Origin of the sequence: Bradyrhizobium sp. JR4.3, from assembly GCF_040547695.1 — a bacterium.
Taxonomy (GTDB): domain Bacteria; phylum Pseudomonadota; class Alphaproteobacteria; order Rhizobiales; family Xanthobacteraceae; genus Bradyrhizobium; species Bradyrhizobium canariense.
The window spans coordinates 61,196-79,749 of record NZ_JBEPQF010000009.1 but is presented as its reverse complement, the minus strand read 5'-3'; the positions used below and the strand labels follow the sequence as shown (position 1 = coordinate 79,749).

Sequence of the window (18,554 nt, the reverse complement as noted above, 5' to 3'; positions counted from 1 at the left end):
CTACCGGCTGCGCGCGGCCTGTGAAGCGCCACCGGCGCGGCGCTGCCCCCACAATCGATCATCCCTGCGTCTCACCCCTGCCGGTTCCCCGTATTTGCCCGGCTTCGGTTTAGGGGCAATTTTTTACAATCCGAATCGCTAAAGGGAGTCCGGACGCTGGGTCGAGTCGGCCAAGCCAGCGTGTTGTTTGCGTCACAGGCTCTGGCACTCCGCTTGCATCCTCTTCGTGGTCAGAAACTACCGATGAGGTGACTGGAATGTTCGTGACCGTCGTTGCCGTGCTCTGCCGGCTGAGTGCAGCCAGCTCAGGCAGTTGCATCGAGGAAATCGTGACCGACAGCAACATGACGCCCGAGATGTCGATGATGCAGTGTGCGATCGGCGCACAGGCCCCCTTGGCGAAATGGATGGGCGAGCATCCGATCTACCACGCCAACTGGCGGCTCGATCGCTACAAATGCGTTCCGGGTCACTACGAGATCAAGGGCCACGCCTAAGGCCCCGCAAAACTACGTCTATCGAGGAAACGCCCCGGGGGCCCTGCCTTGTCGCTCCGCATGGGCACCGTTAGCGCCAGCCCCCATCGTGGTGCCGCCGCGTCCTGTGACAACCGTCACGCTTCCCCTCAAGCCACTGCACGAAGAATCATCGCACGCGCTTTGCGCCCCTCCGGTGTCGGCATCAGCGCATAATTGTGCGGCTGGTCGCGCAAGAGATGCAGCTCCGCCGGCACGTTGACCGCCCTTGCCCTCTCCGCGAGACCGACACTGTCGGGATAGAGCAGATCGCGCGTCCCGGAGAAGATGAGCATCGGCGCGAACGCGCGAAAGCCGCCGTTGAGCGGGCTGACGAAGGGATGGTCGATATCGAGCTCGCCGGCATAGAGCCGCCCTGCTTCGAGAATCCCGGGAATGTCCTGGATCGGATCGCGCGCGGCGATCTCGACCTGCTCCGGACGGCTGACCGACGCATCCGCCGCGGGAGAGATCAGCACGAGCCGGTTCGGCTGCCGATGCCCGCGATCACGCAGCCACTGGCAGGCGGCGAGCGCAAGGCCCGCCCCGGCCGAATTGCCGACCACCGTGACCTTTGCGGGACCCGCATCCTCCAGCAGCATCCGCAACAGCTCGGCTGTCGCCGGCACGACGTCCTTCGCGGTCGCGCGCGGCGCAAGCGGATAGATCGGCACCACGCAGACGATGCCCGCCTTGCGAGTCATCTGGCCAACGAAGCGCCAATGCGCCGGCACGATCTCGTTGATGTAGCCGCCGCCATGCAGGAACATGACGTAGTTGCAGCCCTCATGGCCCGATGACGGCGCCGTGTAATAGACCGGCCACCCTCCCATCTTGGTCAACGTCGCCTCGACGCCGCGCCCGAGCCCCGTCGGCTCAAACGAGGCCGGCTCCAGCGCGAGCTTCTGCACGTGCGCCTGCACCGCCTCGGCGGACGCGAGCTGCTCCTTGTACGGAAGCTGCCTCAGCAGCATGTTGAAGGCGCGGCTTTGCAGGCTTGGTGCGGGTTCGCGCCGGGACGGCGCACTGAAGACGCAACCGCCCGGACAGAACTGCAAGGCCGACACAAGTCTTGCAACGCTCATCTTGCAACGCTCATGGCCACATCCCCATCTGGCACTTTCGACAGGGCGACAAAGAGGCTTGCCGGCCCGCCGCCATTTGCCGCTATATTGCGAGCATTCACTCGCTTTTCCTACTCGCATTCAGATCACAAGGCCGTGGCCCGTAAACCACCCACAAAGCCGCGGAAGAACGCCTCGCAGGAGCGATCCCGCGTCACCGTCGACGCCCTGGTCGAGGCAACCGCTCGCATTCTGGCCAAGGAAGGCTTTGAGAAGGCCAGCACCAACCGCATCGCCGAAGTCGCCGGCGTCAGCGTCGGCTCGCTCTACCAGTATTATCCGGGCAAGGAGGCGCTCGTCGCCGCCGTGATCGACCGTCACAACGAGGAGATCATGCAGGTCGTGCGCGCCGCGCTGACTGAGGTCGCCGAGATGCCGATCGAAAAGGCCGTGCGTCGCCTCGTCACGGTCGCACTCGAAGCTCACCGTATCGACCCAAAACTGCACCGCGTGCTCGCCGAGCAGATTCCCCGCACCGGGCAGCTCGCCGACGTCGAAGTCTTCAACCGCGAAGTCCACACCCTCGTCCGCGCCTATCTCGAAAGCCGCCGCAAGGAGATGCGCAAGATCGATCCGGGGCTAGCCACGTTCATTTGCGTCAGCACGATCGAGGCCGTCGCACACAACGCCGTGCTGAATCAGGCGGAGCTACTCTCAGAGAAGATGGTGCGGACGCTGGTGGACGAGACGACGCGGATGGTGGTGGGGTATTTGAGGTAGGCTTGGCGCTGCAATCACAACTGTGCGGACATAATCAGGCAGTTCCGTCGCGAGCCGGGCTGCGCCACGGTTCGGAAGGCCGCCAAAGCCCTTGAGGCGCAACGGACCGAAGCCAGCTGCCCTATAGCTGTTTACTTGCAAGCGTGAATCGATCGCAGATCGCATAGATGCTCGAAGCAATGGCGAGGCGCTGCGGTTGGAAGCCCTTGGTGGTCGTCAGGAGGTCAGCCGGGCGAAACATTCTGGCGCACTTTCACGTTAGGACAAAGAGTCAATCGTCAGCCGAGGATGTACGTTGAGTGTTCGTTCCGCTTCTCAGCACAATCTTCTCGACGCTCACCGAGGAGAGATGCCGTCTCATGAATTCGGACGCATCTTGGCGGCGTTGCTCGAGCAGAAGATCGATCAGCGCGATATGCTCGCGACAACGAACGGCGGCGTAGCGGCGGTCGAGAGACTGTCTGTATTCCATCAGCCGGCGGAGCCGGTCAACGCGCTTGAGACTGTCAATGAAAAACGAGTTCCGGCTGCAATCAATGATCGTCTCATGCAGCTTGCTGTTCATGTCGAACAGCGCCGGGCTGGACACAGACCATATCTCCCCGTCTACGAGCCGCTGCTGCTGGTCGCGACACGCCTCCAATGAGGCCCTGTCGAGCACAAACCCTGGCTCCAGAATGGCCGCCGGCTCGATGACCAATCTGAATCGATAGCTGTCCTTGTAGGCCTCAATCGAGGTGAGCATCGGAAGGAAGGTCCAGCCGTGTCCAGGCAACCGTTCGATCCAGCCCTCGCTGAGAATGCGGCGTAGCAAGCGGGCCAGTTCACCGCGCGTTAGCTCGTAGCGCCGTTGCAGCTCGTTCTCGGTAACACGTTCCGGCAGCAGACCTTCAAGGCGGTCCTGCGCCATGCGCAGATACAAATCCTCATCTCTCGGGACCGCACCAGCGTGGTCAGGCCAACGGGCCTTGCGAACATCGACGGTGATGAAGCCACCGCTTCCAGCAACACCGAGTACCCCCTGCGCGTGCAGAAGGCGAAGCGCCGAGCGGATCGGGGAGCGCGAGACGCGGAATTGCGCCGCAAGCTTGCGCTCGACAAGTCGAGTCCCAGCGGAAGGATTCTCGGCGCGCAGATGCTCCGCAATCTGCTTTGCGAGCTCGTTGATGAGCGGAGTCGGCTGCATCTCGGTCCATTCCATAGAGCGTCGGCGTTTCCTTAGCGAAAGCGGCAACGCGGAGCCAAGCACCACGAGGGCATTTAAACAGCAACGCTCGTTTCCGCACCGGAAACGCGAACTCGGATCTCGCCCGATTGGTATTTTGCTATTGCAAAATACCACAAAACCGGGTACGAGCCACCCATCCCTCGAAAGAAGGGGTCCAGGGAGGCGCTCATGATAGTGCAAGACGACCGGTTGCGGAGCCGGAGAGACCTGCTCGGCGAGGTCGCTGCGGCACTCGCGATGTCCACCGCGAGCTCGGCAATAACGACCCGGGCACGGGCCACCGGTGCATCTCCAAAGCTCCCGTTTCCACCGTCGGGCTCGACCGACTGCCACGTCCACCTTTTCGAGCCCGACCATTTTCCTTACGTGGAGCCGCGGGCCTACACGCCCGGAACAGCTTCCGTAGAGCAGCTTCAGAGCTTCAGACGAAATCTCGGAATTGACCGTGTGATTCTGGTGCAACCCAGCGTCTATGGCGATGACAATCGCTGCATGCTGAATGCACTGCGTGTGCTCGGCCCTGACGTCGCCCGCGGCATCGCCGTTATCGATCCGGCTCGCACCACGGATCCCGATCTGCGCACCCTCAAACAAAGCGGCGTCGTTGGTGTGAGAGTGAACCTCAACGTCAAGGGTGAGGACCGCGCTACCGCCGCGATTGTTGCCGTTTCAAGCGCCATGTCCCGCGTTAAGGCCGTCGGGTTGGCTGTCCAAATTTATGTCGATCTGCCGTTGATGGAGTCCCTTTCCCACACCATTGCGGCCTCGCCCGTTCCGGTCATTCTCGATCATTTCGCCGGGGCCGAAGCGGCGCGTGGTCCCGAACAGCCGGAGTTCGCCGCGTTGCTGCGCTTACTCGACACCGGGAAAGTGTGGGTCAAGCTGTCCGCCGCCTATCGAGCCTCGCGGCGCGCTCCCGACTATGACGACGTCGCTCTCCTTGCACGCGCTCTGATCGCGGCAAATCCGGACCGCCTCCTATGGGCTTCGGACTGGCCGCACACTGGGGGTGGCGCGGAGCGACGCGAGCGCAAGTCGGGAGAGATCGAACCTTTCCGGCAAGTCGACGATGCCCACCTGCTCTCGCTACTGGCGTCATGGACCGACGAGGCGACCGTGCTGCGAAAAATTCTCGTCGACAATCCCACCCGCCTCTACGGCTTCTGAGGAGCGAGACGGATGGCTGACCAAGCGATGGCACTTGCAGGGGATGAAACGAAGCCGGATCGCGCACCCACGGCTTTCGGCCGGTTCTGGCGCTCCTGGATGGATACCGATATCGGCATCATCCCGGTGCCTGTCTACGTCCTCCTCGTCGGATTGCTCGTCACCTTCAACGCGACCGGCCACCTCGGTGGCGAGATCGCGATGGTGATCGGAATCATGGCCGCCTTTGCCTTCACCTTAGGTGGAATCGGAAACCGCCTTCCCCTCATTCGTCATATCGGCGGCGGCGCAGTGCTGGTGACCTTTGTCCCATCCTATCTTGCCTATAAGGGGTGGATTCCGGCTGCTGCGATCAAGGTCGTCGGCGACTTCTTCAGATCCACCAATGTGCTCAGCCTGTTCATTGCCGTCGTGATCGTCGGCAGCATCCTGAGCATGGATCGCACGATCTTGATCAAGGGCTTTGCGAAGATCTTCGTGCCCCTCGCCACGGGCAGCGCCGTCGCAGCAGCCGTCGGCACGGGCATCGGCAGCCTTCTTGGATTGGGAGCCTTCGACAGCTTCTTCTTCATCGTCGTCCCCATCATGGGCGGCGGCGTTGGCGAGGGGGCCATACCTCTTTCGATCGGGTATGCTGGGATCACCGGTACCGCCCAGGGCGAGGTCCTCGCGCGCGTGCTGCCGCCGATTTTGGTTGGCAATCTCACCGCGATCATTCTGGCGGGAGCGCTCAACCATCTCGGCAAGATGCGGCCCAGCTTGACGGGCGACGGACAACTGCAGCCGGTCCGTGATGCCGATCTTGCCGACCAAGTAGAGGCGACCAAGACCGACGGAAGCATGCAGAACCTCGCCGCTGCCGCGATGGTTGCCGTCACGCTGTATCTCTGCGGCGTGCTCGCCTTCCATTTGCTGCGGTTCCCCGCGCCGGTTGTGATGCTGTTCATGGCCGTTGTCCTGAAGCTTGCTCATGGGGTCACACCGCGCATCCAGGCCGGCTCCTATGCCGCCTACAAGCTCTGCCTAACTGCAGTCGCCTACCCCATGCTGTTCGCTTTCGGCGTGGTGCTGACTCCATGGGACAAGCTGGTCGCGGGCTTCGCGCCCGCCAATCTCATCACGATCGTGGCGACCGTCTCGTCGATGGTGCTCACGGGCTTTCTTACCGCGCGTTTGGTGAACCTCTACCCGATCGAAAGCGCGATCGTCACAGGAACCCATAGCGGCATGGGCGGCGCCGGCGATATCGCCATTCTGTCCGCCGGCAACCGCATGCGGCTGATGCCGTTCGCGCAGATCGCGACGCGCATCGGCGGCGGCATCACCGTCACCCTTGCGCTCCTCGCAATGGCCTATTTCAACCGCTAGCCCTCAAGTCAAGACAGGAAATTCATGAAGATCATCGTTCTCCCAGGCGACGGAATCGGACCCGAAATCACCGAAGCGACCCTGCGCGTGCTTGATGTCGCCGACCAGGCTCTTTCGCTCGGCCTTGAGTTCGAAACGCATCAGATCGGTCTCGTCGCGCTCAAGGAGCAGGGGACGACTTTGCCGGACCACGTGATGGCGAGGATACCGCAAGCCGATGGCGTCATTCTCGGCCCCGTGTCCCATTACGACTATCCGGCGCGTGACAAAGGCGGCATCAACCAGTCCGGCGAATTGCGAGTGAAGTTCGACTTGTATTCGAATATTCGTCCGTGCCGCTCGCGGAAAGGTCTCAGTATCCTGCGCAAACCTATGGACCTGATCCTCGTCCGTGAGAACACAGAAGGCTTCTACTCCGATAGGAACATGTTCGCGGGCTCCGGCGAATTCATGCCCGATCCCGATATGGCGTTGTCGGTCCGGAAGATCACAGCCAAGGCCTCGGCGCGCGTCGCCCGAACGGCATTCGCGCTGGCACGCGGTCGCCGCAAGAAGGTAACTGCCGTGCACAAGGCCAATGTGGTCAAGATGTCGGACGGGCTGTTCCTCCGCGAAGTTCGTCGCGTTGCGACCGACTTCCCCGATGTCGAGCTCGAGGAGCTCATCGTCGATGCAACCGCGGCGCTCCTGATCCGGACACCGGATCGCTTCGACGTCATCGTCACCACCAACATGTTCGGCGACATCCTGTCCGATGAGGCGTCCGAACTGTCCGGCAGCCTGGGACTCGGAGGGTCGATCAATCTTGGCGACAGCATCTGCGTTGCCCAAGCCCAGCATGGCTCCGCTCCCGACATTGCGGGCCAAGGTATCGCCAATCCGACCTCGCTTATCCTGTCCGCGGCGATGCTGTTGCAGTGGCGGGGCCAACGTGACGGAAACGCGCGGATACTCTCAGCCGCGCAACTCATCGAACGAGCTGTCGATCAGGTTCTCGATAATCCAGCGACCCGCACCCGCGACGTCGGCGGTGGACTAGATACACGAGCGTTCACCGACGCGGTGATCGCAACCCTGACCAATGTACTGGCGAACAACGCCGCAGCCTGATCCCTCAAGCATTTCCAGGACATCGGATGCCTATCGTCTCACGCAATCCATATGACGGCACGGAGCTTGCCCGCTTTGCAACCCACACCCCGCAACAGGTCGATGGAGCGTTGACCGCCGCTGCGGCAGCGCAGCGCCGGTGGCGCAGGGTCCCTATCGAAGAACGCGTCGAAATCCTGCGCAGATCTGCTCGCGTGTTGCGAGCCGGCAAGGTGGGCTTCGCTGAACTGATCACGCACGAGATGGGGAAGCCCATCGTCGAGTCCGAGGCCGAGATCGAGAAGTGCGCGGTCACGTGCGAATACTATGCGGAACATGCGCCGCGCTTCCTGGCTGACGAACCGGTCGCCTCGAATGCCAGCGAGAGCGCCGTCGTCTTTGACCCGCTCGGCGTCGTGCTCGCGATCATGCCCTGGAACTACCCGTTTTGGCAGTTCTTCCGGTTCGCCGCGCCGGCTTTGGCGGCCGGAAACGGCGCCATTCTCAAGCACGCCAACAATGTGCCGCAATGCGCGCTTGCCATCGAGGAGGTCATTCGGAAAGCTGGCGCGCCGGAAGGTTTGGTTCGCGCACTGCTGGTCGAGGCGACCGCGGTCGCAAGCCTCATCGCGGATAACCGAATTGCCGCGGTGACCCTCACCGGTTCGACGCAGGTCGGCTCCATCGTCGCAAGCCAAGCCGGCCAGGTGCTGAAAAAGCAGGTCCTCGAGCTCGGCGGCTCGGACCCGTTCATCGTGCTTGCCGATGCCGATGTCGAGACTGCCGCGACCGTCGGGGTAAAGGCTCGGTTCATCAATGTCGGCCAGAGCTGCGTCAACGCCAAGCGCTTTATCGTGGAAGAAGCCATCGCGGACAGGTTCGTGGCTGCTTTCGTCGACGGGGCGCAGAGGCTCAAGATCGGTGACCCGATGGCCCGCGACACCCAGATCGGGCCGATGGCACGGGCGAACTTGCGAGACGAATTGCATGGGCAGGTTGAGCGGACGCTCGCCGCCGGAGCCGTTCTCAAGCTCGGCGGTCGGCCCGTCGAAGGGCCTGGCTTTACCTATAAGCCCACAGTCATCGACCATGTCGGCACCGAGATGGTCGCCTTCTGCGAGGAGACCTTCGGCCCGGTTGCCGCAATCACTCGGGTCAAAGACGCGCAACAAGCGGTCGCAGTCGCGAACCAAACCGAATTCGGCCTCGGCGCCGCGTTGTGGTCCGGCGATCTCGAACGCGCCCGCAGGCTTGCTCGCAGCATCGACGCAGGTGCCGTCTTCATCAATGGCATGGTCGCGTCTGATGCCCGACTGCCTTTCGGCGGCATCAAGAAGTCAGGGTACGGCCGCGAACTCGGTGTCTACGGCATCAAAGAATTTACCAACATCAAGACTCTCTGGATCGGCCCCGCCAAGGCTTGAAGCAATCTCCCTCCTGGAAAGGACACATGATGACAATGACGTCTGCAAAGCCTGCCGTCCTGCGACCCTCTGAAATCCCCGCACGGCAGCGCGGCGGCGGCGCCAAGACGATCCCGCTCGTCACTCGCCGTACCGGCTCGAGTAGCTTCATTAACGGTATCACGATCTTCGAACCGGGCGCAGCGATCCCTATGCACAAGCACAACTGCGAGGAGAGCGTCCTGCTGCTCGAGGGAACCGCGGTCGCGGAGATCGACGGGGTCGAGTACCCTATCGAGGCTGGCGATGTTACGTTCATTCCGGCCAACATTCCGCACCGCTTCCGCAACGTCTCGCTGAGTGAGGGCATGAAGATCCTGTGGACCTACGCTTCGGTGGATGCGACACGTACTTTAATCGAGACGGGAGATGTCCGCTCCATCGACGACGAGCACAAGGCTGAGGTGGTGACCTGAATACACGAGAAGGCATCTGGAGATGCGCACGCGGACAAGTTCTGAATCGGATCAAAGCAGCCGCCCGAATGGCTCTTTGATCGGCCAACGGTTAGTCCCTCTCATTGCGCGGTAGAATTCAGAGCTGCGCCGGTCTACCGACGAAGCGAGGGGCTGTCTCTCACGGTGATCTGCCAAGGATGAACCTGCCAGATCTCGCCTGCAGGACCCTCGCCTCGCAGCCCGCTGGTCAGCCTGGCGGTCTCCTCTTGGCTGCTGAAAGCCCCGCAAGCTCCTCCCCGGTCTCGTCGGTCAGAGCCTTTCCGCCTAGATCCTTCCGACCGCAAGCCGGCACCATAACATTATGCACCTGTTTTGCCCGACGCGTCAAACCGCTTCGGAAAAACGGTATCGCGCCAATGACTTCGCTACTGTGCATGGGGTTGTTTTCGGCATTTTGGTTTGCCGGAGGCCGAAGCGGCCACGCGCTCCAGATCGGTGCACGCGCATCGCGGCGGGAGCAGGCTGCACGCCGCCGTCAATCCGCCCGACAGATGATTTGAAAAATGGTCGGAGCGAGAGGATTTGAACCTCCGACCCCTAGTCTCCCAGACTAGTGCGCTAACCGGGCTGCGCCACGCTCCGAACGTCGTTCCATTAGCTAGGATCGCCGGTTTGCGCAAGGCGAGGTGACACCATTTTGCTGCCCCTGCCGAAAGGCCCCCGGAACTGCCCCAAAGCCGGGGAGATCCGGCCTCAGGCGTCCTTCAGTGCCTGATCCAGCATCTCGCGGCAGGCAATGAGCTCGGCGAGCACCCGTCCGAGACGCTCCCGGTCGATCGCGCTGGGGCCGGCGGGCGCGGCGGGGGTGCCGCCCTTGCGGAAGGTGGTGAGGATTTCCTCGTCGTCGGTCTCGGAGAAGCGGAAGTCGATGCCCTCCTCCTCCTCGCCCTGGTAGTCGTCATCGTCGCTGTCGCGGGCGCCGCGGACGCCGGTCTCCTCCTCGGGCTCCATCAGGCTCGCGCCGACGGCGTCTTCGATGGCGCCGAACGAGACCGCGGCCGCGCCGTCGGCGAGGCCCTGCACCGATTTGACGCCGTGTTCTTTCAGGATCCGCTGCACCCCGCGGATGGTGTAGCCCTCCCCGTAGAGCAGACGGCGGATGCCCTTGAGCAGGTCGACGTCGTCAGGGCGGTAATAGCGGCGGCCGCCGCTGCGCTTCATCGGCTTGATCTGGGAGAAACGCGTCTCCCAGAACCGCAGCACGTGCTGCGGAATGTCGAGTTCCTGCGCTACTTCGCTGATGGTTCGGAACGCATCCGGCGCCTTGTCCAAATGCCAAATCCTTATCCGGAAGGCGGATTACGCCTCGGGTTGCGCCTTGCTGGCGTCGCCATTGGTGCGGTGCTGGGCGTTGATCCGCTGCTTCAGGATCGCCGACGGCTTGAACACCATGACCCGGCGGGGCGAGATCGGCACCTCGGTGCCGGTCTTGGGGTTGCGACCGATGCGCTGACCCTTCTTGCGGACCATGAAGGAGCCGAACGAGGACAGCTTCACCGTCTCGCCTTTCTCAAGGCAATCGGTGATCTCCTTCAGCACGAGTTCCACGAAGGCGGACGATTCCGTGCGCGACAGCCCTACCTTCTGGTAGACGGCTTCGCACAGATCGACACGCGTTACGGTTTTACTTTGATCGGTCATCGCCCTGCCCCACATCACGGCGAACAATTGTTGTCTGAAATTATGAGCTTACGATACGGCGGTCAACAGCCCTCATCAATGCAGGCGCATCGATAATCCGATCTGATTCGGGCAAAATTTTATCGACTGTGGCTTACCAGCGCACCAGCGCGGAGCCCCAGGTGAAGCCGCCGCCCATGGCTTCGAGCAGAACCAGGTCGCCGCGCTTGATGCGGCCGTCCTTGCGCGCCACCGACAGCGCCAGCGGGATCGAAGCCGCCGAGGTGTTGCCGTGAAGGTCCACCGTCAGCACCACCTTCTCCGGCGCGATATGAAGCTTGTGCGCGGACGCGTCGATGATTCGCTTGTTGGCCTGGTGCGGCACGAACCAGTCGATGCTGTCGGCATTGAGCCCGGTCGCCTCGAAGGCGTCGACGATCACGTCGGTGATCATGCCCACCGCGTGCTTGAAGACCTCGCGGCCCTCCATGCGCAGATGGCCGACAGTCTGGGTCGAGGACGGGCCGCCGTCGACGAACAGCTTGGCCTTGTGGCGACCGTCGGAGCGCAGATGCGTCGTCACGATCCCGCGGTCGGTGGCGGCATTGCCCGGCTGCTCCTGCGCCTCCAGCACTACCGCGCCGGCGCCGTCGCCGAACAGCACGCAGGTACCGCGATCGGTCCAGTCGAGGATGCGCGAGAAGGTTTCCGCTCCGATCACCAGCGCGCGCTTGAAGGCGCCCGTGCGCAGGAAATTATCGGCGGTGGCGAGCGCGAACACGAAGCCCGAGCACACCGCCTGGAGGTCGAAGGCCGCGCCGTGATTGATGCCGAGCCCGTGCTGCACCGCGACCGCGGTCGCGGGAAAAGTGTTGTCAGGCGTCGAGGTCGCGAGCACGATCAGGTCGATCGACTGCGCGTCCAGGCCGGCATCGGCGAGCGCGGCCTGCGCCGCCTTCAGCGCCAGATGCGAGGTGAACTCGCCCTCGGCCGCGATATGCCGCTCGCGAATGCCGGTGCGCTGCACGATCCACTCGTCGGACGTGTCGATGCGCGCCGCCAATTGGGCGTTGGTCACCACCTGCTCCGGCAAATAAGAGCCGCAGCCCAGCACGACCGAACGAATTTGAGTCACGAAACAGCCTCCTGCGCGGCCTGCACGGAATTGAGTGCACCACCTTCGCGGTTGAGCATCTGATTGATCTTGTTGAGGAGATCGAATTTGACCATCTCATAGCCAACATCAATCGCATAGGCAAAGCCTTCGGCGGCGATTCCGCCATGGCTCTTGACCACGATCCCGTTCAATCCCAGCAACACGCCGCCGTTGGATTTGTTCGGATCCATCTTGTTTCGCAGGGCCTGGAAGGCGTTCCGCGCAAAGAGATAGCCGAGCTTTGACAGCCAGCTGCGCTTCATCTCGTCCCGGAGCAATTCCGCCATCTGCCGCGCGGTTCCCTCCGCGGCCTTCAGCGCGATGTTGCCGCTGTAGCCCTCGGTGACGATGACGTCAGCCACCCCCTTGCCGATGCCGTCGCCCTCGACGAAGCCGAGATAGTCGAGCTCGGGCAGGTTCCTGGCGCGCAGGATTTCGCCGGCCTCGCGGATCTCCTCGTGCCCTTTGATCTCCTCCACCCCGATATTGAGCAGGCCGACCGTGGGACGCTTCTTGTTGAACAACACGCTGGCCATCGCTGCGCCCATGATGGCGAGCGACACCAGATGGTGGGTATCGCCGCCGATGCTGGCGCCGAGGTCGAGGACCACGGAATCGCCGCGCCTGGTCGGCCACATGCCGGCGATGGCCGGACGGTCGACGCCCGGCAGCGTGCGCAGGTGGAAGCGCGACATCGCCATCAAAGCGCCGGTATTCCCGGCGGAGACCGCAACATCCGCCTCGCCCTTTTTCACCGCATCGATGGCAAGCCACATGGAGGAGGTCCGGCGGCCGCGCCGCAGCGCCTGGCTCGGCTTTTCCTCGCCGCTGACCGCGACATCGGTGTGAATGATCTTCGAGGCGGCCTTCAGGGCGGGGTGGCGGTCGAGCTCGGGCTCGATCTTGGCGCGGTCCCCGATCAGCAGGAATTCGATCTCGCGATGCCTATCAAGCGAGATGGCGGCGCCTGGGATGACCACGGCTGCGCCGGCGTCGCCCCCCATGGCGTCAAGCGCGATGCGAACCTTGCTTGGCATAAAAGTCCTGGAAACCTGGTCTGGTGCGGTCTTGAACGAGCGGGGCCGCAAATGGGTCCGCCACGAACATGGCGGTCGGTCAAGCGCCACGCCGCACCCGGACCGGGGCGCGACAATAGCGTTTTGTTATCCCGAAACAACCTCTTGCCCCCAGCCTTTTGCATCCGGGAGCATCGGGCTGCGGACGGACTAATTCACAAGAAACACATCAAAATCAAACAGATAATTCGACCTTTCAAACCACGATCGCAAACACCTCGCGCCCCGTAGCAAAGCGGTCCTCTGGGGGAGACGGCACCTATTGGTCTTTCTTCTTGTCCTGGAGTGCCTTCAGGACCGCAAAGGGATGGTCCTCCGGATCGGGGGCGATGACCTCGGGCTCAAACACCACCCCCGGTTTCCGCGGATAGGGATCGACCGCCAGAAACAGGGCGTCGGTGGCGAGCCGGCCGAGGTCGATGATGCCATTGACGATCGCCTCCGGGGGGTCGGCGACCTGCTCCTGATCGTCCTGCCCCTCCTCCATCAGGTCGGCCAGGCGGCGGACCTCGGCCTCGGGGGCAAATATCAGGTCCACCTCCTCGTCGATCTCGCTCTCCATCGGGTCAAGCGTGACCACACAGGTCTGGCCGATCCGAGCACGAACGTGGCCCGTAACCTGGATCCGGTTGCCGCTTTTCGGCACGACATCGAAGTCGGCCTGGACCGAGACAACCTCGCGCAAGCCTGCCGTCTCGGCCATGGCCTGCCGCTCGGCGGCCGAGGCCTCGAGCTTGCGATGCAGGCCGGTATCCGGGATCTGGGCAACGATGACGGGCACCCGCCAGGGATCGGGCCCGGATGCTGGTATCGGTCGGGTCATGGCGTGACATCCTCAGGAAGCGCTGGAGGAAACTTGAAGGACGCACCCAGCAGTGCGGCCTCGCCGGTCCGGCCGAGCTCGGCCTCGGCAGCCCTGGCATAGGCCGCGAGCCGCTGCGCCTGGTCCATGCCGGCCCCATTCAAGATATTCTTGCAGATCGCCGATGCCAGCGCCTCGCCGCCGCTTTCCATGGCCTGATCGTAGGCCTGGACCCGGCCATAAAATGCCTCGCCGAAGGCCCGCATCCGCTTCGGCACGGTCTGGTCGCCTATCCCCATCTCGCGCAGATTGTCGTCCATGTCCTCGCAGAAGCGGTCGAACAGCGCCTGCGACAGCTCGGTGGCGCCCTGAACCGTGCGCAGACGGCGCAGCAGCAGCCAGAGGTGCAGCAGCAACAGATCGAAACGCCCGTTAACGCTATCCGGCACGCCCAAGTCTCGGTAAAATATGGGTTCTCGCGCCTGCGTCACGATCATGCCATAGATGGCTTCAATGGTGCCCGGCGAGGCTAGGCGGGGTTTCCTGAAGTGATTGAACGGCCAAAGCATTGTGGTTTCCGCAAGCGGGCGCGCGCGTGTTGCATTCAGAGCCTCCGCCCGGTACTTCAGCGCCTCGCGCGACGCAAGGGGACGGAATCAGTTCCGCTATGACGATAACGAACCAGACCAGCCTGCGTGCTGACCAGCCGCGCGGCCTTCAAGCATGTTGGCGCGGCTTGCGCCTGTTCGCGGCCGTGGCCTTGGTTGGCGCTGCGCTTGCGGGCTGCACCGGCGAGCAGTTCCAGAAGGGTTACATCCTCCCGCCCAACGCGCTGGAGCAGATCCCGATCGGCGCGAGCCAGGACCAGGTGCTGATCGTGATGGGTACGCCCTCCACCGTCGCAACCCTCGACGGCGAGGTGTTCTATTACATCTCGCAGCGCTCCGAGCGCATGGTCGCCTTCATGAACCAAAGGGTCGTCGACCAGCGCGTCATCGCCGTGTATTTCGACAAGAACCGGCGCGTGCGCCGGCTTGCGAATTACGGCCTGCAGGACGGCAAGATCTTCGACTTCATCAGCCGGACCACACCGACGTCGGGCCAGGAGATGAGCTACCTTACGCCGATCTTCAAACTGCTCAGCTTTAACTGAGCCTTCAGCCTGCGGCCTCGTGCGGCTTGCCGTTGCGCGTCCGGTTCCATACGCTCCCCGCAAAACAAGACCCAGGGAGTGGATTCGTGCCCAATCAATTGCTGTCCCGCCGTCGCGTGCTCACCGGTGCTGCCGCCATCTCGGCCGCAGCAATCCTGCCGCGATCGAGCCTGGCGGACTGGAAGCCCACCGAAAACGTCCGCCTCGTCGTGCCGGCTGCCGCCGGCGGTTCGACCGACGTGATGGGTCGGCTTCTGGCGGCGCATCTGCAGACCGCCTGGGGCCAATCGGCCGTGGTGGAAAACCGCTCCGGCGGCGGCGGGACGATCGGCACGGCCGAGGTGGTCCGCGCCAAGCCGGACGGCCACACCATCCTGATCGGCAATCCCGGCCCGAACGCGATCGCCTACAGCATCTTCAAGAACCTCACTTACAAGCCGGACCAGCTCCAGCCGGTCTCCAACATGATCCGGATCCCGAACATCGTCTCGGCGCATCCCAAGACCGGCATCAAGTCGATCGCCGAGCTGGTCGCCTATCTCAAGGCCAATCCGGACAAGCTCAGCTACGCCTCCTCCGGCGTCGGCCAGAGCCCTCATCTCACCGGCGCCTGGTTCCTGCAGCTCACCGGCCTGAAGATGACGCACATCCCGTTCCGCGGCGCCGGTCCCGCGCTCCAGGCGGCGCTCGCCGGCGACATCCAGATCCTGTTCGACAATCTCTATCCGAGCCTGCCGCAGGTGCAGAACGGCACCCTCACCGGCCTCTGCGTCACCACGACCGAGCGCAGCGATCTCGCGCCGAACCTGCCGACCATGCGCGAGAGCGCGCCAGAGCTTGCGGCGTTCGACGTGTCGTCGTGGTTCTCCGTGTTCCTGCCGAAGGGCGTGCAGCCCGCCGTTCTCGAAGCGCTCAACCTGCAAGTAAAGGCGATGCTCGAACGCGACGACATCAAGAAGAACATCGCCGCCATGGGCGCCCGCGCCGATTACGGCACGCCCGACCAATTTGCCGCCTTCGTGGACGCCGAGACGAAGAAGTTCGCCGGCATCATCCAGAAGGAAGGCCTGCAGATGGACGTGCAGTAGGCCCTGCTTGTGGCGCAGGGGATTTGAACCAGTTGAAGGCGAGGAGCACGGCCGCCGCCAGCGCGACTGCCAACATTGTGCGAGGCCCGGATTGCCGGGAGCCTCTTTGCGCCTTGCCGCAAGCTGGACAGACACTGTCGGCCGCCAACATGTCGCAGCCGCACCGGATACATCTGGTCGTCTCGAACTTCATGGCGACGGTCTCCGCAAAGCGGATAACAAAAAACCCGCGGCTTGCACCGCGGGTTTGTCGCAGGAAAGCTGCCTCTGGTTCAGTGCGCGAGCACCGCCAGCAGCAGCAAGGCAACGATGTTCGTGATCTTGATCATCGGGTTCACCGCCGGTCCGGCCGTGTCCTTGTAGGGATCGCCGACGGTGTCGCCGGTCACGGCCGCCTTGTGGGCGTCACTGCCCTTGCCGCCGAAATGACCGTCCTCGATGTACTTCTTGGCGTTGTCCCAGGCGCCGCCGCCCGAGGTCATGGAGATCGCGACGAACAGGCCCGTCACGATCACGCCGAGCAGCATCGCGCCCACGGCCGAGAACGCCGCCGACTTGCCGGCCGCCCCGCCCCCCGCGATCGCATAGATCACGAAGTAGACGAAGATCGGTGACAGCACCGGAAGCAGCGAGGGGATGATCATTTCCTTGATCGCCGCCTTGGTCAAAAGGTCGACCGCCTTGCCGTAATCCGGCTTGTCGGTGCCTTGCATGATGCCCGGCTTCTCGCGGAATTGTCGGCGGACCTCCTCGACGATCGCGCTCGCCGCGCGGCCCACGGCCGTCATGCCCATCGCGCCGAACAGATACGGCAAGAGACCGCCGAACAACAGGCCCACCACGACGTAGGGGTTGTTGAGCGAGAAGTCCGGTTTGACGCCGGCGAAGTAGGCGTGGTGCGCGGAGTCCGCAATGAAGAACTTGAGATCCTCGTTGTAGGCCGCGAACAGCACCAGCGCGCCGAGACCGGCGGAGCCGATCGCGTAACCCTTGGTCACCGCCTTGGTGGTGTTGCCGACCGCATCGAGCGCGTCGGTCGACTTGCGAACCTCCTTCGGCAGGCCCGCCATCTCGGCAATACCGCCGGCGTTGTCGGTGACCGGACCGAACGCGTCGAGCGCGACGACCATGCCGGCGAGGGCCAGCATCGTGGCGGTCGCGATCGCGATGCCGAACAGGCCGGCGAGGCTGTGGGTGACCAGGATGCCGGCGATGATGACGAGCGCGGGCAGCGCGGTCGACTCCATCGAGATGGCGAGGCCCTGGATCACGTTGGTGCCGTGGCCGGTCACCGAGGCCTGGGCGATCGACTTCACGGGACGATAGTCGGTGCCGGTGTAGTATTCGGTGATCCAGATGATCAGCGCGGTGACGGCGAGGCCGACCACGCCGCACTCGAACAGCGCCATGCCGGTATAGTCGACGCCGGCGAGCTTGCCGAAGCCGATCAGGTAATAGATCACGCCGGCGATGCCGACCAGCGACAGGACGCCGGTTGCGATCAGACCCTTGTAAAGCGCGCCCATGATCGACTGGCTCGGCCCGAGCTTCACGAAGAAGGTGCCGATAATCGAGGTGATGATGCAGATGCCGCCGATGGCGAGCGGCAACGTCATCATGTCGGCGAGGATCGGCGTCTTGGCGAAGAAGATCGCCGCCAGGACCATGGTGGCGACCGCGGTCACCGCATAGGTTTCGAACAGGTCGGCGGCCATGCCGGCGCAGTCGCCGACATTGTCGCCGACGTTGTCGGCGATGGTGGCCGGGTTGCGCGGATCGTCCTCGGGAATGCCGGCCTCGACCTTGCCGACGAGGTCGCCGCCGACGTCCGCACCCTTGGTGAAGATGCCGCCGCCGAGACGGGCGAAGATCGAGATCAGCGAGGCGCCGAAGCCGAGCGCCACCATGGCGTCGATGACGACGCGGCTGTCAGGCGCAAGCTTCAGCGAATGGACCAGGAAGCCGAAATAGAGGGTCACGCCGAGCAGCGCGAGACCCGCCACCAGCATGCCGGTGATGGCGCCCGCCTTGAAGGCAAGCTCGAGACCACCCGCGAGCGACGTCGTCGCCGCCTGGGCGGTGCGCACATTGGCGCGGACCGAGACGTTCATGCCGATGAACCCGGCCGCCCCCGACAGGATCGCGCCGATGGCAAAACCGATCGCGACATAGAGCCCCAGGAAATAGGCAAGCAGCACGAAGATGACGATGCCGACCATTCCGATCGTGGTGTATTGACGCCGCAGGTAGGCCTGTGCGCCTTCGCGCACCGCTGCCGCGATTTCCTGCATGCGCGGAGACCCCGCATCCGCGCTCAACACCGAAGACGTCGCCCAGATCGCGTAGACGACGGAAAGCACTCCGCAGAGCACAATCAACCATAATGCTGTCATGTGATTTTTTGCCTCAGATCCTTGATGAACGTACCCCCGGCGCCTTTTGTTTTCCGTCGTGCGGTGCGGCGCCTTGATTTGAAAAAGGCCGCCCCTTGCCCGAAGGCGCGGCCTTAGTCGGTCACGACCTTGCC

General features: G+C 63.4%; 18 protein-coding genes and 1 tRNA gene. 9 read left to right on the top strand and 10 right to left on the bottom strand.

Going from position 1 to position 18,554, the window contains the following annotated elements; translation table 11 throughout:
* The first annotated feature begins 257 nt into the window (after positions 1–257).
* Positions 258–497, top strand: coding sequence for a hypothetical protein (locus ABIB91_RS16765; protein WP_007611067.1), 240 nt, complete (start codon positions 258–260; stop codon positions 495–497).
* A 128-nt stretch (positions 498–625) separates the two neighbouring features.
* Here the strand turns inward: ABIB91_RS16765 and ABIB91_RS16760 are convergent, their stop codons facing one another.
* On the bottom strand, positions 626–1,600 hold the full coding sequence (locus ABIB91_RS16760; protein WP_354164022.1) for an alpha/beta fold hydrolase: 975 nt from the start codon (positions 1,598–1,600) through the stop codon (positions 626–628).
* Positions 1,601–1,735: 135 nt separating this feature from the next.
* On the opposite strand from ABIB91_RS16760, the gene ABIB91_RS16755 reads away from it, so the two are divergent.
* The gene (locus tag ABIB91_RS16755; protein ID WP_354164020.1) at positions 1,736–2,359 is read left to right on the top strand and encodes a TetR/AcrR family transcriptional regulator; all 624 of its coding nucleotides are present in this window, start codon (positions 1,736–1,738) and stop codon (positions 2,357–2,359) included.
* Between the two features lie 271 nt (positions 2,360–2,630).
* Here the strand turns inward: ABIB91_RS16755 and ABIB91_RS16750 are convergent, their stop codons facing one another.
* Positions 2,631–3,560 (bottom strand): GntR family transcriptional regulator, encoded by a 930-nt coding sequence (locus tag ABIB91_RS16750; RefSeq protein ID WP_354164018.1) that lies wholly within the window; start codon positions 3,558–3,560, stop codon positions 2,631–2,633.
* Positions 3,561–3,755: 195 nt separating this feature from the next.
* On the opposite strand from ABIB91_RS16750, the gene ABIB91_RS16745 reads away from it, so the two are divergent.
* Genes ABIB91_RS16745 through ABIB91_RS16725 form a run of 5 tightly spaced genes read left to right on the top strand, consistent with a single transcriptional unit; the run spans position 3,756 to position 9,090 of the window.
* A complete protein-coding gene (locus tag ABIB91_RS16745) occupies positions 3,756–4,754 on the top strand; it encodes an amidohydrolase family protein (protein ID WP_354164016.1) in 999 nt (332 codons plus the stop codon).
* Between the two features lie 12 nt (positions 4,755–4,766).
* Complete coding sequence (locus ABIB91_RS16740) at positions 4,767–6,122, top strand: 2-hydroxycarboxylate transporter family protein (protein WP_354164014.1); 1,356 nt, start codon at positions 4,767–4,769, stop codon at positions 6,120–6,122.
* A 24-nt stretch (positions 6,123–6,146) separates the two neighbouring features.
* Entirely contained in the window at positions 6,147–7,232 is a 1,086-nt protein-coding gene (locus ABIB91_RS16735; protein WP_354164012.1) for an isocitrate/isopropylmalate dehydrogenase family protein, read from the top strand.
* Between the two features lie 26 nt (positions 7,233–7,258).
* Positions 7,259–8,635, top strand: coding sequence for an NAD-dependent succinate-semialdehyde dehydrogenase (locus ABIB91_RS16730; protein ID WP_354164010.1), 1,377 nt, complete (start codon positions 7,259–7,261; stop codon positions 8,633–8,635).
* Positions 8,636–8,661: 26 nt separating this feature from the next.
* Positions 8,662–9,090, top strand: coding sequence for a cupin domain-containing protein (locus tag ABIB91_RS16725; RefSeq protein ID WP_354164008.1), 429 nt, complete (start codon positions 8,662–8,664; stop codon positions 9,088–9,090).
* Positions 9,091–9,636: 546 nt separating this feature from the next.
* On the opposite strand, the gene ABIB91_RS16720 is transcribed toward ABIB91_RS16725, so the two are convergent.
* From ABIB91_RS16720 to ABIB91_RS16690, 7 genes are all read right to left on the bottom strand, one after another.
* Positions 9,637–9,714 (bottom strand) — tRNA-Pro (locus ABIB91_RS16720).
* Positions 9,715–9,825: 111 nt separating this feature from the next.
* Positions 9,826–10,404 (bottom strand): MerR family transcriptional regulator, encoded by a 579-nt coding sequence (locus ABIB91_RS16715; RefSeq protein WP_219685258.1) that lies wholly within the window; start codon positions 10,402–10,404, stop codon positions 9,826–9,828.
* 27 nt (positions 10,405–10,431) lie between these two features.
* Entirely contained in the window at positions 10,432–10,773 is a 342-nt protein-coding gene (locus ABIB91_RS16710) for an integration host factor subunit alpha (protein WP_018456841.1), read from the bottom strand.
* 133 nt (positions 10,774–10,906) lie between these two features.
* Positions 10,907–11,887, bottom strand: coding sequence for a beta-ketoacyl-ACP synthase III (locus tag ABIB91_RS16705; protein WP_354164005.1), 981 nt, complete (start codon positions 11,885–11,887; stop codon positions 10,907–10,909).
* Positions 11,884–12,945, bottom strand: coding sequence for a phosphate acyltransferase PlsX (gene plsX, locus ABIB91_RS16700; RefSeq protein ID WP_354164003.1), 1,062 nt, complete (start codon positions 12,943–12,945; stop codon positions 11,884–11,886). The genes ABIB91_RS16705 and plsX overlap by 4 nt, the downstream gene beginning before the upstream one ends.
* Positions 12,946–13,243: 298 nt before the next feature.
* A complete protein-coding gene (locus ABIB91_RS16695) occupies positions 13,244–13,807 on the bottom strand; it encodes a YceD family protein (protein WP_007603442.1) in 564 nt (187 codons plus the stop codon).
* Complete coding sequence (locus ABIB91_RS16690) at positions 13,804–14,355, bottom strand: ubiquinol-cytochrome C chaperone family protein (protein ID WP_007603440.1); 552 nt, start codon at positions 14,353–14,355, stop codon at positions 13,804–13,806. Before ABIB91_RS16690 ends, ABIB91_RS16695 begins: the two co-directional genes overlap by 4 nt.
* 98 nt (positions 14,356–14,453) lie before the next feature.
* Here ABIB91_RS16690 and ABIB91_RS16685 point away from each other — a divergent pair, with 98 nt between their 5' ends.
* Both ABIB91_RS16685 and ABIB91_RS16680 read left to right on the top strand, forming a co-directional pair.
* Positions 14,454–14,939 (top strand): outer membrane protein assembly factor BamE, encoded by a 486-nt coding sequence (locus ABIB91_RS16685; RefSeq protein ID WP_354164000.1) that lies wholly within the window; start codon positions 14,454–14,456, stop codon positions 14,937–14,939.
* A gap of 86 nt (positions 14,940–15,025) precedes the next feature.
* On the top strand, positions 15,026–16,027 hold the full coding sequence (locus ABIB91_RS16680) for a Bug family tripartite tricarboxylate transporter substrate binding protein (RefSeq protein ID WP_354163998.1): 1,002 nt from the start codon (positions 15,026–15,028) through the stop codon (positions 16,025–16,027).
* Between the two features lie 272 nt (positions 16,028–16,299).
* Here the strand turns inward: ABIB91_RS16680 and ABIB91_RS16675 are convergent, their stop codons facing one another.
* Positions 16,300–18,420, bottom strand: a complete 2,121-nt coding sequence (locus ABIB91_RS16675; RefSeq protein WP_354163996.1) for a sodium-translocating pyrophosphatase — start codon at positions 18,418–18,420, stop codon at positions 16,300–16,302.
* Positions 18,421–18,554: the final 134 nt, after the last annotated feature.

Coding starts and splice junctions, on each gene's coding strand:
- ABIB91_RS16765 (WP_007611067.1), top strand. CDS start 258: ATGTTCGTGACCGTCGTTGCCGTGCTCTGCCGGCTGAGTGCAGCCAGC.
- ABIB91_RS16750 (WP_354164018.1), bottom strand. CDS start 3,560: ATGGAATGGACCGAGATGCAGCCGACTCCGCTCATCAACGAGCTCGCA.
- ABIB91_RS16685 (WP_354164000.1), top strand. CDS start 14,454: ATGACGATAACGAACCAGACCAGCCTGCGTGCTGACCAGCCGCGCGGC.
- ABIB91_RS16695 (WP_007603442.1), bottom strand. CDS start 13,807: ATGACCCGACCGATACCAGCATCCGGGCCCGATCCCTGGCGGGTGCCC.
- ABIB91_RS16735 (WP_354164012.1), top strand. CDS start 6,147: ATGAAGATCATCGTTCTCCCAGGCGACGGAATCGGACCCGAAATCACC.
- ABIB91_RS16690 (WP_007603440.1), bottom strand. CDS start 14,355: ATGCTTTGGCCGTTCAATCACTTCAGGAAACCCCGCCTAGCCTCGCCG.
- ABIB91_RS16760 (WP_354164022.1), bottom strand. CDS start 1,600: ATGAGCGTTGCAAGACTTGTGTCGGCCTTGCAGTTCTGTCCGGGCGGT.
- ABIB91_RS16740 (WP_354164014.1), top strand. CDS start 4,767: ATGGCTGACCAAGCGATGGCACTTGCAGGGGATGAAACGAAGCCGGAT.
- plsX (WP_354164003.1), bottom strand. CDS start 12,945: ATGCCAAGCAAGGTTCGCATCGCGCTTGACGCCATGGGGGGCGACGCC.
- ABIB91_RS16730 (WP_354164010.1), top strand. CDS start 7,259: ATGCCTATCGTCTCACGCAATCCATATGACGGCACGGAGCTTGCCCGC.
- ABIB91_RS16675 (WP_354163996.1), bottom strand. CDS start 18,420: ATGACAGCATTATGGTTGATTGTGCTCTGCGGAGTGCTTTCCGTCGTC.
- ABIB91_RS16725 (WP_354164008.1), top strand. CDS start 8,662: ATGATGACAATGACGTCTGCAAAGCCTGCCGTCCTGCGACCCTCTGAA.
- ABIB91_RS16745 (WP_354164016.1), top strand. CDS start 3,756: ATGATAGTGCAAGACGACCGGTTGCGGAGCCGGAGAGACCTGCTCGGC.
- ABIB91_RS16710 (WP_018456841.1), bottom strand. CDS start 10,773: ATGACCGATCAAAGTAAAACCGTAACGCGTGTCGATCTGTGCGAAGCC.